The organism is Methanovulcanius yangii, from assembly GCF_018687785.1.
Lineage (GTDB): Archaea > Halobacteriota > Methanomicrobia > Methanomicrobiales > Methanomicrobiaceae > Methanovulcanius > Methanovulcanius yangii.
On the sequence record NZ_LTBL01000001.1, the window covers coordinates 2,109,615 to 2,123,483 of the forward strand.

The following is a 13,869-nucleotide window of genomic DNA, read 5'->3' on the forward strand; positions in this document are numbered from 1 at the left end:
AGAATCGTCACACCCCTCGCGGGTGTGTGGATTGAAATAACCGCGTGACCGTCCGCAGCACCTACGAGGACGGTCACACCCCTCGCGGGTGTGTGGATTGAAATCCGCATGGAGGTTGACCTCTCTTGAGTCCCCAGAGTCACACCCCTCGCGGGTGTGTGGATTGAAATAGGCTCTCACGGGTGCGGATGCCAACAAAACAGGTCACACCCCTCGCGGGTGTGTGGATTGAAATCGTAGGAGCGCCTTACATATGCGTTTCCATGAGGGTCACACCCCTCGCGGGTGTGTGGATTGAAATACGACAGTCCGGGTCCCAACACATCCATTGGGGTTGTCACACCCCTCGCGGGTGTGTGGATTGAAATATCTGTTTACGGGTCTGCTTTTCCGAGCTTAGTAGTCACACCCCTCGCGGGTGTGTGGATTGAAATTTTGTGTCCCTAATTATCTGCATGGCCATTATTGGCGTCACACCCCTCGCGGGTGTGTGGATTGAAATCTTTCGCAACACGCTTTGCACTCATCACATGCGCAGTCACACCCCTCGCGGGTGTGTGGATTGAAATATAATTTGCCCCGTAATAACCTTCAGCGACTCCGGCGTCACACCCCTCGCGGGTGTGTGGATTGAAATAGCCCAGGTAATCACCACTTTGCATATAAATTGTTGGCGTCACACCCCTCGCGGGTGTGTGGATTGAAATTGTTCCAGGAGTCCACCTTCACCGCTCCACGCATGTCACACCCCTCGCGGGTGTGTGGATTGAAATCTACAGGGCCGCACAGACTACTCAAAAGCCAACGTCACACCCCTCGCGGGTGTGTGGATTGAAATTGGATCATCGTCCTCGGCTTGTCCTTCCATACACGTCACACCCCTCGCGGGTGTGTGGATTGAAATCGTTCGGGTACCCACGATCTGCAAACCACTTAAGGTCACACCCCTCGCGGGTGTGTGGATTGAAATAATATGAGCTGGACGGAAGATCATCCCGTCTCAGTCACACCCCTCGCGGGTGTGTGGATTGAAATAGCAGAGGCGGTCGGAACGTCGGCGCAGCCCCCGTCACACCCCTCGCGGGTGTGTGGATTGAAATTTGTTCATCAAGGGCTGCTATATGTTGTCGGAACGTCACACCCCTCGCGGGTGTGTGGATTGAAATGTGCCTGGCTTTGGGCACTGGTATAGCCAGGGCAGTCACACCCCTCGCGGGTGTGTGGATTGAAATTTCTGCATATTCCCCGCATGCCTCTATCATAACAGTCACACCCCTCGCGGGTGTGTGGATTGAAATCCACGGACGAGGGTGCGGAACTTTCGGCAGGGCGTCACACCCCTCGCGGGTGTGTGGATTGAAATACCATATAACCGAAAGCTATATTTAAGCTATAGAGTCACACCCCTCGCGGGTGTGTGGATTGAAATCCCTTGCTATACATTCCTGATAATGTGGACAGCTAGTCACACCCCTCGCGGGTGTGTGGATTGAAATATTGAGGAGGGCGATGGCGTAGCGGACTTCGGTCGTCACACCCCTCGCGGGTGTGTGGATTGAAATAATATGGGGTGTTCAGTGATGCCACGATTCATTGGTCACACCCCTCGCGGGTGTGTGGATTGAAATATCCAGAATTAAGAGGATATACAGGAGCTTTTGCGTCACACCCCTCGCGGGTGTGTGGATTGAAATAGTTCCTGGACAGAGGAGGACAGGGCGGCGCCTGGTCACACCCCTCGCGGGTGTGTGGATTGAAATACGGGTGAAAGGTGAGTGAATGAGTGGCCCGCCCGTCACACCCCTCGCGGGTGTGTGGATTGAAATATATCCTTCTCGGCGCAATAATCCACGAAATCGGGTCACACCCCTCGCGGGTGTGTGGATTGAAATGTGAATGCCCGCCACAAAAAGTCCGTGAACGCGGCCGTCACACCCCTCGCGGGTGTGTGGATTGAAATACGCCGAGATTCTCCGCGACCGGCGAACGCTCGCGTCACACCCCTCGCGGGTGTGTGGATTGAAATCTTTATCCGTTCCTCGAGCGGCTCGACACCCTCGTCACACCCCTCGCGGGTGTGTGGATTGAAATCTATGGAGGGTCATGGAGTAAACAAATGCCCAGGTCACACCCCTCGCGGGTGTGTGGATTGAAATTATGATACCATTGACTCCCACTATGCCAGACTGCGTCACACCCCTCGCGGGTGTGTGGATTGAAATTCCGATTCTTCGGGCGTGTAGGTGTCGTATATGTCGTCACACCCCTCGCGGGTGTGTGGATTGAAATATGGTGTAGACCGGATGGGGGGCCTCGATCTTATACGTCACACCCCTCGCGGGTGTGTGGATTGAAATACTGTTCGCCCTGTCAGGTCAAGGGGGTCTCCGGTCACACCCCTCGCGGGTGTGTGGATTGAAATACTGTTGGCAACGTCGAAGATTTCGATATCACCGAGTCACACCCCTCGCGGGTGTGTGGATTGAAATTCCAGTTAAATGCGTCTTCTCTGTCAGGCACTAGTCACACCCCTCGCGGGTGTGTGGATTGAAATCTTGATGCACCTCACTTCGGGGAACGGAAAGAAATGTCACACCCCTCGCGGGTGTGTGGATTGAAATTCCGATCCTCTCAGAATAAAGGTGAAGTTTATATCGTCACACCCCTCGCGGGTGTGTGGATTGAAATATCAGCGGCCGGAGTTGCCGGCGCCGGATCTGCGTCACACCCCTCGCGGGTGTGTGGATTGAAATACGCCGGGACCATAACTGTCGGCGTCGGTCGGTGTCACACCCCTCGCGGGTGTGTGGATTGAAATAACCAGATCGCCCAGAGCCGGCGCAAGGCGAAGGGGGTCACACCCCTCGCGGGTGTGTGGATTGAAATATTACCTGTGAGATAGTCAAGATACAGGATAGAAGTCATTCCCTTGATGGGCGTGTGGATTGAAATATGGAACCGCCTCTGATCATCTTTGTGGGACTTGGTCACACCTCCCGCGGGTGTGTGGATTGAAATAAGAAGGTCTACCCTGCCCAGGTCCTCATCCCGGTGGTCACACCCTTCGTGGGTGTGTGGGTTGAAATTTCGCGAAGTTCGGAGCGGAGACGTTCGCCCGGAGTCACACCATTCATTGGTATGTGGATTGAAATGACCACCGGAACATTCCGAAGGTCGAGTTCCTCAGTCACCTCTGGAATGTATGGATTGAAATAGGTTGTCAAGGTAGGTTGAGTCCCGGTTTCGTGAGTCACACCTTACTTGGGTGTGTGAATTGAAATGGCATCTTATAGGACAATTATCCCGCAAGGTTGTCGCACTCTTCATGGGTGCGTGGATTGAAATATTAGACAGGTCCAGAATTCAAATTGGCGCAAAGTCACACCCATAATCGGGTGTGTGGATTGAAATCGGGTTCCCGTCACGATTTACACTCTCTGAGGGGGTCACACCCCTTGAGGTTGTGTAGACTGACAACCTTGTTGGTTGTGTGGATTGAAATACTTGATAAAGGCACAGTGTTTTCCAAAGAGCACTTCATAGCAACGCCTGCGAACAAGAGTGAATTTGTATTCCTTCCAATTTTTTATTCAGAATTCATTGAATTTTTAAATAAAGGAAATGGTGCCATAATATTGTTTGTGAGAATGGATCCTCTGTTTACAGAAGTATACCGTATCTCACTCATTTACTGAATATTCGCGTACCGCCGGATGACCTCGTCCATCCCGCAGTGCCTGATCTGCATCAGGGCGATGATGACCGAGTCGGCGAAGACGCCCGCCGCCGTTTCGTAGATGGAGCCGATGGGGGCTTTGGGAGTGTACCCGGCGTCGCTACGGTGCTCGCCCGTGAGCTGGCGGATCCCGAACTCCGTCGGGAGGCCACCGATATCATAGGGATTGCTGTTGAGGACGACGAGGAGGTCGGCGACCTGCGCCACCGTCGAATCGGGATTGGTGGTGATGAGCGCCACCGTGCCGCCGACGGTCTGCGCCGTCCGGCAGATGTCCGCGATGGAGCGGGTTTCGCCGGACCCGGAGAATGCGACCAGCAGGTCGTCGTCGTGCATCGCGGGCGTGATCGTCTCTCCGACGACATAGCTCTCGAACCCGAGGTGCATCAGCCGCATCGCAAAGGCCTTGGCCATCAGCCCGGACCTGCCCGCACCGGTGACGTAGATCCGCTTCGCCATCAGGACCTCCCCCACGAACTCTCGTGCCTCCTGGTCCGAGACCGTGTCGGCGATCGCCTCCACCGCCTTTGCAATCATCCGCATCAGTTCCTGTAAGCTGTAGTATTCGGCCATGTGATCAGTAGTGAGAGGTACATTTCTTCTGGTAAAAAAGGGTTGGTTCCCCCGGAAGGTCCGTATTCACGGGGAGAACGGGGATGGCCCGTGCAGTGCGGCGATGCGGGGACAGGTGGTCCCAACCGCCCCGTATCGGCCGTTTACGAGGAAAGCGTGCGGGCCGCCCGGACGAGGCGGTCCATGCCTTCCCTGATCTCCTCCCCGCCCACGGTGGAGATGTTCAGGCGGATGCAGTCGTCCCCGCCGCCACCGGCAAAGAAGGGTCCGCCGGGCATGACCGCGACCCGCTCCCGGAGGCCCTCTTCGAAGAGCGCCATCGAGGAGACGCCCGCCGGCAGCTCCGCCGTCATGAACATGCCCCCCTCGGGGCGGGTGTGGGTCCAGTCCGGGAGGAGGTCGTCGAGGAGATCGCTCATCAGGCGGCAGTTTGCCGCATAGGTGCGGCGCACGGTCGCGAGGTGGGCATCGTAGTCGTGGGTCGTCAGGTACCGGTGCATGATCATCTGGGAGAGGTGGTTCGAGTGGAGGTCGGCCGCCTGCTTGGCGATATCGAACGCCCGGATGATCTCCTCCGGCGCCCACAGCCATCCTATCCGCATTCCGGGCGCGACGGTCTTCGAAAACGATCCGCTCACGATGCCGTACTCCTTCGCCCACCGTTTCACCGGCATCCGGGGGCGGCCGTCGAAGGCGAGTTCGCCGAAGGCGTCGTCCTCGTAGAAGGGCACGCCGTGCTCACGGCAGAGGGTGCCGACCTCCCGGCGCACCGCCTCCGGGTAGGACGTCCCGGATGGGTTCTGGAAGTTCGGGATGCCGTAGAAGAAGACGGGGTTCTTCTCTGCAAGCAGACGGGTGAATGCACCGATCTCAGGGCCGCCTTCCGGAGCGAGGGGAACACCGCAGATGGCGGGCTCGTAGATGGAGAACGCCTCGACGGCGCCGAGGTAGCCGGGGCGTTCCATCCCGATGACGTCCCCGGGGTTGCAGAAGATCTTCGCGACGAGGTCGAGGCACTGCTGGGACCCGTTGACGATGCGAACGTCCTCCGGGCGGGCGGCTATCCCGAGGCGCCGGGAGTAGCGCTCGGCGATCCATTCCCGGAGCGGGAGGTACCCGTCGCAGGTGGAGTACTGGAGGGCGGACCTGCCGTCGTCTGCCATCACGCCGGCGGTCGCCTCGGCGATACCCTCGACATCGATGAGCTCCGACGAGGGAAGGCCGCCTGCAAACGAGATGATCGAAGGGTCGGATGAGACCGCAAAGAGCGTGTCCAGAAACGATTCGGGGACGGCCCCCATCCGGTGGGCAAACTGAAAGGACATGTCAATCAGTGGAATTGTTGGTCGCCGGAAACGAAAAATCTGCGGCACCCCCCGAATCCATGATGATTTGTTCCATTTTGCCCTGTTTGAGGAAATATATCGCCCTCAATGGGAAATGCAGGTCAATTAAATTAAAAAATCCTATATAAAGCTATAAATGAATATTGTACATCCATCACATCATGGTGTGGTGATCTGATGGTATGTGGTGTGTTCATGAAATATCCCATTTGCTATACATCGGCGGTCTGCCTGCTTCTCCTCTGCGGACTGCTCTGTACGGGCGTGGCGGCCCAGACCCAGGTGGCCGCCGATGCCGGTCCCGGCGTCTATGACAAGACCGGCACGACGCTCCATGTCTCGGCCCTGACGGTCTGGAACGACGGGGGCTCGTCCACGGTCTATGAGGGCGATGACCTGACGGTGACCCTGACCCTTGCCTACATCGACGGTGCCAGCCTCTTCGTCGACACCAGTGGCTGCACGATGTCCTTCGCAGGCCCGTCCGGTTCCTATTATTTCCTGCCGGACGCGGATGAATCCGACAGCGAAGCCGGGCGGGTCAACCCGGAGTGCGACGGTGAGGTCGGGGTGATCTTCGATGCGAACGGCGGGGACGCCCTCATCTGCCCGTCCGGGGATCCGGTCTCCCTCGTGTATCATATTCCGGGGGAGTACCTGCCGGTCGCGGGAACATGGACGGTGACCCCGAAATGGTCCGCGGGGCTCTTCACCGATACGGACGGGACGGCGTATGACGTCTCGTTTGCGGTGAAGGAGTTTACGTATATTCCGCTCTTTACGCCGACGGTTGCGCACATCTACACGCCGACGCCGACGTATATCGCGCCGACGCCGACCCCGACGGCGACGTCGTTCTGGTATGCAACCCCGACGTACACGAAGATCCCGACGCCGGGCGGCACCCTTCCCGCTGGCATCCCGTCGCCGACCGTGACGATGACCCCGACGGTGACGCCGACGGCAACGGATACGGCGGAACCGACGGCTGCGCCGACCACGGCTGCCACGACCGCGACGCCGACGGCAACGGCCACCGCCGGAGCGACCGCCTCTCCCACGGCCTCGGCCGTGCCGACGACGGCGCCTACGGGAACGTCGACGCCGGGTGACACCGCGACCCCGGTGACGACCGGCCCGACCGCGACGGGGGCGACGACCTCGATGACGCACGTCCCGACCGACGCGACGGAGACACCGGTCCCCCGCGGCACGCCCTTCCCGACGGAGCAGGGCCCGCAGGGAATCTCCTTCGGATGGATATTCGGCCTCGTGATCCTCGTCATCGCAGTTGCAGCCGGCGGTTATCTCATCGGTACCCGGAACAGGAATATTATGACTGAACCGCCGGCAGACGAGGCTTCAACATCTGAAGAAAGAGGAAATGCCGAAACCTCCGAACAGCCGGATGAGGCGGAGACCACCTCCGAATAATTTTTTTTCTTTTCTTTCGGGCATCCGCACGGGTGCGGCGTGCCCAGGTACCGTAAACTATTTATTGCGAAATTCAGCAGTATTGCGCGAATATTTTGCACTTATAGTTTCCCCCTGCACATTTTACCCAACCGAATATTCATGGCAAATGTCCGGAATAGATCATAAAAGGACAGTGATGTACGGTGCAGCAGTATGTTCCTGAGATGGAGAAGATCAAGCGGACGCTCAGGTCCCACCCGCGTGGGATGAGTATCACCGATCTCTCGAAGAGCCTCCAGACGAACCGGAACTCCGTCGCCAAGTATCTCGATATCATGCTCACCTCGGGAGAGGTGGAGATGAAGAAGGTCTGCACCGCCAAACTCTATTTTCTCTCGAACCGCCTCCCGCTCTCCGAGATGCTCTCCCTCACATCGGACTGTCTCCTCGTCCTCGACGATGACCGGGTGATCACCTTCGCAAACGATGCCTTCCTCGACCTCGAGGGGCTCAGACGGCGGGATGTGCTCGGGCGCCCCCTCGCCGAGCTCTGTTTCAGCCTCGTCGACGATGAGATCGCGGCGAACATCGGTGGGGCGTCCGGGGAGACCTTTGCAAAGGAGATCGAGATCGTCTCGGAGGGTGACGTGCACATCTTCCGCGCCAAGGTGATAGGGGCGGTGCTCGAGAACGGGAAGAACGGGACCACCCTTCTCTTCGAGGATATCACGAAGAAACGCCTCTGCCAGAAACGGCTTGAACGAAGTGAGGAGCTCTACCGTGCCGTGGTGGAGGACCAGACTGAATTTATCATCCGGTATCTGCCGGATCACACCATCGTCTTTGCCAATCAGGCCTACTGCCGTGCCTTCGGGCTCGACCCCCAGACCGTTGCCGGGACGATCTTCCCCCCACAGATACCGAAGGAGTACCTGGGACGCGTCCTGCGGGACTTCTCGGCGATCACGCCGGACAACCCGGTGGTCACCGTGGACAACCCCGTCATCATGCCCGACGGGAGCGAGGCATGGCACCAGTGGAGCAACCGCGGGATCTTCGATGCATCGGGCAGCATCATCGAGTACCAGTCGGTGGGACGGGACATCACCGCGACCAAACGCATCCAGCAGGCGCAGCAGGAGCTCATGAAGGAGATGACCATCCTCACCGAGTCGGCGACCGGGCTCATCATGCTCGGGGAGGGGGAGAACATCTTCCGGTATACCGCCGACTCCCTCTCATGGGCGGCACAGAACTCCGCCATCGTTCTCTTCTCGTACAACGAAGGGCTCTATACCATCGAGGCGGTGCGCCGGGGGAGAAAATGGCAGGACGATTCCGTCTATGAATATCTCCGCGACGCGGAGCTTCTCGGGATGCACTGCACGAAGGGGGCGCTTCTCCCCTTCTCACCGCCGCATGTCACCGAGTGTACCGGTGGGGATTACTGCAGGTTCCTTGCGGGTTCGGGCGGAAGGCAGCTTGCCATGGGCCTCAGGAAGATGAAGGGGATTTCTCTTTCGACGATGGGGATCTATTCGGGCGGGGAGATGCTGGGGACCGTTCTCCTCATCACCGAACGGGCACAGGAGCCGGGCAATCCCTCGCTCATCGAGACGATCGTTCATCAGGCGGCGATTATGATCCATCACAGAAAGGCGCTCGAGTCCCTCCTCCTCGCCGAGGAGCGCTACATCGACCTCCTCGACCGGTCGAAGAGCATGATCGGCATCCATGCAGAGGGGAGGATGGTCTACGCGAATCCGGCGCTGCGGCAGTTCTTCGGGTATAATCAGGATGATCTGGTGGGGGTACTGCTGGACGACCTCATCCATCCCGCCTATATCGATGCCGTCCGGGAGCGGGTGCAGTCGTCCTATGAGGATGGAAATGCTCTCCCCCCGATGCACGAGAAGATCTTCCGGAAGGACGGCATTCCGGTCGATGTGATCGTCTACGGCCTGCCGACCATCTTCCACCATCACAATGCGACGCAGGTGATCGTCGAAGCGGTGGAGGAGATGCCGGTTCCGCTATCGTCGGCCGACCGGTGAAAGGCCGTATCATCACCGAATATAAGACGCTGTTTTTGTTCCCCCGCAGACAGTACGCGAACACAATGGCAGGGCCGCATGATGGCCGCCCCCCTGCGATGCGGATGTTTCAGAGGTGAACGACGGGGATTGTTCGTTTCCGTGGTGCGGCGTCCCTCTCCGCCCGGATGCGTTTTGAGATGCGGTGAAGGGAGGGGTGGACCTTGCGGTACCGGAATTCTGCGGTGCGAAGACTGCGGATGAGACCGGCGGGCGAGTCGAACGGTTCGAGGATGGCGTACGAGGAGCAGAGCTCGAAGGGGGTGTGGGCGTCGGAGCCGACCGAGACGGGTTTGCCCCGCTCCGCCGCGAATCGGAGCGCCTCGACATTCGCCTGCCGGGTCACGTTGCGGGCGTTGTACCCTTCGACGATGTCGATGCGGTGGCCGAGCTCTTCCAGCGTGTCGCGGCGGATGGCGGTCGAGCGGTAGGTGCAGAACGGGTGGGGAACGATGGATATGGCGCCCTGATCGGCGATCAGATCCAGCGTCTCCGCCGCAGGGAGATGAGGCGGGATCTCTTCATTGAGGAAGAGGCCGATGATCTCACCCTCGGCGGTGAGGATCTCCTCGGCGAGGATGGCGGGGATGCCGGGGGAGCGCTCCCGGATGAGGCGGTAGGTGGCCTCGGCTCCCCTGATGCTGTTGTGGTCGCAGACGATGGGGAGGATGCCGTACGTGTGCCACCCTTCCGCAATCGTCCGCGGGTTCGTGGAGGCGTCGGACGAGTAGTGGGAGTGGACGTGCATGTCGAGACAGAGGCGGCCGGGGGGTGTCATTGCATGTATAGTTATTCCGTGATTAAATATGGTTATTCGATATTTTGTATATACAGAATATATTGTCAATATACAACATTTGGCAATCGGGACACGTTCAACCCAATTCGTACACTTGATGCCAACCCCTTATCCTGTGTGCAATATTCATAACTGCCTGAGGGGTAATCGTGATACTCGAATGGTAAGGGAATCCAGACCGCCATGAATTCATGGAACCCTGTTTCATTTGGAACCATGATGCTTGAAGGGATGGCTATTTTCTCCCCCGGAGACAGATTTCCAAATATCGCATATTGCGATGAATTGGTATTGATTGGAACCTGTTGATAATCCATAAAGGTGATGATGGCAAACTTATTGAGATAATCGTCTCCAGCCGCACAGTTAATCCAATATGGAATGTTTTCACCCGGGATCCCGGTTTCGGTGTACCATAATTTTTTCGAACAGGCCTCTTTTGTCATCAGCAATCCATCATTCAGAGGATAATCAGAACTACATTGTTTAAAGAGCGGATTTGTGGAATTGTCGTACTCAATATTGTAATGGGTATCATTGTCAACAATCAGATTCAATCTGATGCCCCGTACTGATGATAGATCCGTGCTGAGTCGGAAAGATGGATCCATTGAATGGTTATTCGGTTCCATAGCCAGTATAATTGCCATATCGTGTTTCCCTCTTGTCAGATTGGACACAGTAATGCTGAAAAATTTCTCTTCATAGGGATCTACGGATGCATTAAACAATATATTGGCATCATCTCCCTCAAATTCAAAAGGAACCTGCCGGAAATCCACTAAAACAAAAACGAAAAATTCGGTTGTATCTGGTATCTGGTTACTGAAATAAAGATAACACTCCAAAGGGGTACTGTGATTCAAATGTACCAATGATGGAATGCTGTACTGGTGATCATGGTTCGGTGCTGAATATAGTCCGATGCCCATCCTCTCTCCCAGGCTTTGTGAATTGAATTTGCCGCTTTCATGCAAATTTGAGGTTCCATTACCTCTGTCGCATTGAAACGCGTATATGCAAAAAATTAGAACAGATATCAGTAGAGCGGATAGGAAAATAATCCTCATAACCGGTTTATAGCTCTTCAATCCTTCTAACCCCTATCTTCGATTTTCATCTAAGAGAATGTAAAAATATATCCAAATTGGCGAAGGCGTCTCCATCGTCTCACCCATATCACGAGAGATTTTGAGGAAGATCCGGTGGAATTTTTGGTGGGGTCAGATAATAGATCTCAGTGATTTCGCCCTCGTAACTGACCGCCACCAAGTGGGTGATGATCTGCTCACCCGTATCGGGATCGAAGACATGGATGTACACAACATAGGAGATTCCCTCGTCCGGAGGGCCCAACTGTCCCGTCCGCACTTCGGTCTCGATCGTGAAGCCACGAATAATTTCCTGTATTTCCGGGTCGGTAAGGGCAATTTCACGAGCCTCTTCCTTCGATATCGGATATGAGGATGTTGGTGTTGCGGTCGCATTCTGTGATGCAGGAGTGTCCTCCTGTACTTCATTGAGGCAGCCACCCGCGCATCCAAAAAGGATGCAGAGGAAAACCAGTAATCCTCTGATCATATGTGTTTTCCTCATGGCATCCATGTATCGACCCTATATGCCTGTGACCACCAGGGGTGATAAAACGTTGCTCTTGCCTCCGGGCAGATGCAGGGTTCACCAACCATCAGCAAACCGGCCGGGAACAGCTGCATGTTTCCGGGTGTCCCTGCGACACCCGATTGAATTTCCAGTGGGTAGAGGGATAAAGCCTCGGAATATCTTCGATTTACATCTAAGATAATGCAAAAAACTATATGCTGCGTCCTAGGTTTTTCTGAGTCACTACAGTGGTGCAGTCAAACCCTGCATACACAGATCGGTAAACCCGGATGAGAACAGAGAGGGTAGGGTGAAAACCTGTCTTATTGCGTTACTTCAGGGAAATGATGCGTTTTGCCATATCTTTCGCGTAAGGATGATCGAAAAACAGGGTTCGTAGGGCGGTCGCTCCATCGAATTTGTGGGAATATGGAACCTTATGCGGGGACAAGGAGTTTGCTACTGCATCCCATAGACAAATTCAAAAAACCAGTCCATTTGTAATCATCCAATATTATTATATTGGTTGTATTGGATAATGAACTACGATGGATGAGCAAGGTATCGTGTTGAATAAAGACATATTCGAGATATTATCCAGCGATACAAGAATTAAGATTTTGAAGTCGTTGAATTCAAGAAAAAAAACAAATTCAGAACTTGCAAAAGAACTTTCTTTGGAATCCTCGACTATTCACCATCACCTGAAACAATTGGATGAGAGCGGGCTGATCAAATCCCTCGATACAGGAAACAGATGGGTGTATTATGAGCTCACTCCGAACGGGATTGCCCTTATGAATCCTGATGGAAACACAAAATTTTCCGTCATCCTTTCATCTCTGATCACATATACAACTGCTTTTGCAGCCCTGTACACCTATTATACAATTCCAAGACTTCAGGCAAAGCCCCTTTTTCCACATATGGCAGAAGATCCTTTCCTTTTGCTGGGTATCGTCGGTGTTGTTGCAATACTATTACAGACGGCAATCATTGCCAGAGTGTATCTCAAAAAATAATACAATATATAAATGCTCCGATTAGGTTAGATTTTCATCTAATATTTTTGCAGAATTTATAATGCTAACTTTTCAATGTACTTTTGCCGGAACAATCTGAGTATCTTCACCTCTGTATCAGATTGCGGCAGGAGTTGATTAGGATAAGAATTTTGAGAGTTGTTCCCCTCTTCATCGCATGTTTATTGATCTTCGGGTTGTGTGGTGCGGTCTCGGGATACCGTCTGAACGATGAAGCCTATGCGGCGGTTTCTGCTGATTACACGGACCGCCTCATTGCCGCATATGGCAATGTACCGGTGTACAGCCAAAACGGAGATGTCGTCAGTACGGGAATGCAGGAAACCATTCCGGATGAGAAGGCAATGTCGGAATGGTACAGCCGGTTACACCGGATTGTGGAGGATACGCGTCCCGAAATGAAGAGTAATTATTATCCCGACGGGCCGATCATCGGCTACGGGCACGATCTCCTCGGAACAATTGTTGTTGCCATATTCGACGAGTCTGATTATGTACCCCGGGAAACGCTCGATGAAATGCATTCCCTTATCGATTCGGCTGCAGTGAAAGCAGGCATCGAAGATGTCCCGGTGATTTTTACGTCCGAATCAATTCCTGAATTGTCAGCGGATCGGGATGACACCTGGAGACCGCTCATAGGAGGGATACAGTGTGTTGCCAATGGGTATGTCGGCACCACCGCTTTTGCTGCAACAAGAAACGGACAGGACGGTATAGTTATCACCGGCCACCTTGGTGATGTTGGAGATGTAGTATACCAGCCCTCTCCATCGAATGTAATTGGAACGATAACAACAATTTCGTATGGCGCCAATTCGGACTCGGCCTGGGTCTCGTATTCCAATGTTGCCGACAATATCTTTGAATATTCGTGGTCGCAGCCGGATGTGTACAGCTACAGTGACCCATGGGAAAATTTGAATGTGATCATGTCGGGGATAACGAGCGGGACGGTGAACGGCCTCGTGGTTCGGGAGTCTGATGCCTATAATCCATATTATGGATTCAGTATTCCTGACCAATGGGTGGCAGACTACCCAGCTGCATCCGGTGACAGCGGGGCCCCTGTTTACTATAAAGATGGATCACACAGGATACATGTGGCAGGTTCTCATTGGGGGAGTAAAAATGGATATGCGTTTTTTTCTCCGGTATCATCGATAATGAATGATTTGGGAATCATTCCCATTTTTTAACCTTTTTCTCTCATCCGAAATGCAGACCGTGAGAGTACGTTCAATGCGCCCCGTCTCGCCGT

The 13,869-nt window shown here is 54.8% G+C and carries 9 protein-coding genes and 1 CRISPR repeat array (1 of these 10 cut by a window edge); of the genes, 4 read left to right on the top strand and 5 right to left on the bottom strand.

Annotated features, from left to right (window positions below; all coding sequences use genetic code 11):
- Nucleotides 1–2,887: direct repeats of the CRISPR family, unit length 32 nt; unit sequence GTCACACCCCTCGCGGGTGTGTGGATTGAAAT; it begins 2,503 nt to the left of the window's first position.
- Nucleotides 2,888–3,688: 801 nt separating this feature from the next.
- Both hxlB and AZH53_RS10430 read right to left on the bottom strand, forming a co-directional pair.
- The gene (gene hxlB / locus AZH53_RS10425) at nucleotides 3,689–4,309 is read right to left on the bottom strand and encodes a 6-phospho-3-hexuloisomerase (protein ID WP_319643460.1); all 621 of its coding nucleotides are present in this window, start codon (nucleotides 4,307–4,309) and stop codon (nucleotides 3,689–3,691) included.
- 143 nt (nucleotides 4,310–4,452) lie between these two features.
- Nucleotides 4,453–5,634, bottom strand: coding sequence for an aminotransferase-like domain-containing protein (locus AZH53_RS10430; protein ID WP_319643461.1), 1,182 nt, complete (start codon nucleotides 5,632–5,634; stop codon nucleotides 4,453–4,455).
- 216 nt (nucleotides 5,635–5,850) lie between these two features.
- Between AZH53_RS10430 and AZH53_RS10435 the strand changes: the two genes are divergently transcribed.
- Both AZH53_RS10435 and AZH53_RS10440 read left to right on the top strand, forming a co-directional pair.
- Nucleotides 5,851–7,089: a hypothetical protein gene (locus tag AZH53_RS10435; RefSeq protein WP_319643462.1), complete on the top strand. Its 1,239-nt coding sequence runs from the start codon at nucleotides 5,851–5,853 to the stop codon at nucleotides 7,087–7,089.
- A 185-nt stretch (nucleotides 7,090–7,274) separates the two neighbouring features.
- Entirely contained in the window at nucleotides 7,275–9,125 is a 1,851-nt protein-coding gene (locus AZH53_RS10440) for a PAS domain-containing protein (protein WP_319643463.1), read from the top strand.
- 109 nt (nucleotides 9,126–9,234) lie between these two features.
- On the opposite strand, the gene AZH53_RS10445 is transcribed toward AZH53_RS10440, so the two are convergent.
- The 3 genes from AZH53_RS10445 to AZH53_RS10455 form a co-directional block, all read right to left on the bottom strand.
- A complete protein-coding gene (locus AZH53_RS10445) occupies nucleotides 9,235–9,942 on the bottom strand; it encodes a PHP domain-containing protein (protein WP_319643464.1) in 708 nt (235 codons plus the stop codon).
- A 65-nt stretch (nucleotides 9,943–10,007) separates the two neighbouring features.
- A complete protein-coding gene (locus tag AZH53_RS10450) occupies nucleotides 10,008–10,895 on the bottom strand; it encodes a hypothetical protein (protein ID WP_319643465.1) in 888 nt (295 codons plus the stop codon).
- 247 nt (nucleotides 10,896–11,142) lie between these two features.
- Nucleotides 11,143–11,544 carry a PepSY domain-containing protein gene (locus tag AZH53_RS10455; protein WP_319643466.1) on the bottom strand — a complete coding sequence of 134 codons (402 nt, stop codon included), beginning with the start codon at nucleotides 11,542–11,544 and terminating at the stop codon, nucleotides 11,143–11,145.
- Between the two features lie 569 nt (nucleotides 11,545–12,113).
- Here AZH53_RS10455 and AZH53_RS10460 point away from each other — a divergent pair.
- Nucleotides 12,114–12,587, top strand: coding sequence for an ArsR/SmtB family transcription factor (locus AZH53_RS10460; RefSeq protein ID WP_319643467.1), 474 nt, complete (start codon nucleotides 12,114–12,116; stop codon nucleotides 12,585–12,587).
- A gap of 419 nt (nucleotides 12,588–13,006) precedes the next feature.
- A complete protein-coding gene (locus AZH53_RS10465) occupies nucleotides 13,007–13,807 on the top strand; it encodes a chymotrypsin family serine protease (protein ID WP_319643468.1) in 801 nt (266 codons plus the stop codon).
- Nucleotides 13,808–13,869 lie beyond the last annotated feature (62 nt).

Bases quoted from the DNA above. Each gene is read 5' to 3' on its own strand.
- AZH53_RS10465 (WP_319643468.1), top strand. From the start codon at position 13,007: ATGAAGAGTAATTATTATCCCGACGGGCCGATCATCGGCTACGGGCAC.
- AZH53_RS10435 (WP_319643462.1), top strand. From the start codon at position 5,851: ATGAAATATCCCATTTGCTATACATCGGCGGTCTGCCTGCTTCTCCTC.
- AZH53_RS10455 (WP_319643466.1), bottom strand. From the start codon at position 11,544: ATGATCAGAGGATTACTGGTTTTCCTCTGCATCCTTTTTGGATGCGCG.
- AZH53_RS10450 (WP_319643465.1), bottom strand. From the start codon at position 10,895: ATGGGCATCGGACTATATTCAGCACCGAACCATGATCACCAGTACAGC.
- AZH53_RS10445 (WP_319643464.1), bottom strand. From the start codon at position 9,942: ATGACACCCCCCGGCCGCCTCTGTCTCGACATGCACGTCCACTCCCAC.
- AZH53_RS10460 (WP_319643467.1), top strand. From the start codon at position 12,114: ATGGATGAGCAAGGTATCGTGTTGAATAAAGACATATTCGAGATATTA.
- AZH53_RS10430 (WP_319643461.1), bottom strand. From the start codon at position 5,634: ATGTCCTTTCAGTTTGCCCACCGGATGGGGGCCGTCCCCGAATCGTTT.
- hxlB (WP_319643460.1), bottom strand. From the start codon at position 4,309: ATGGCCGAATACTACAGCTTACAGGAACTGATGCGGATGATTGCAAAG.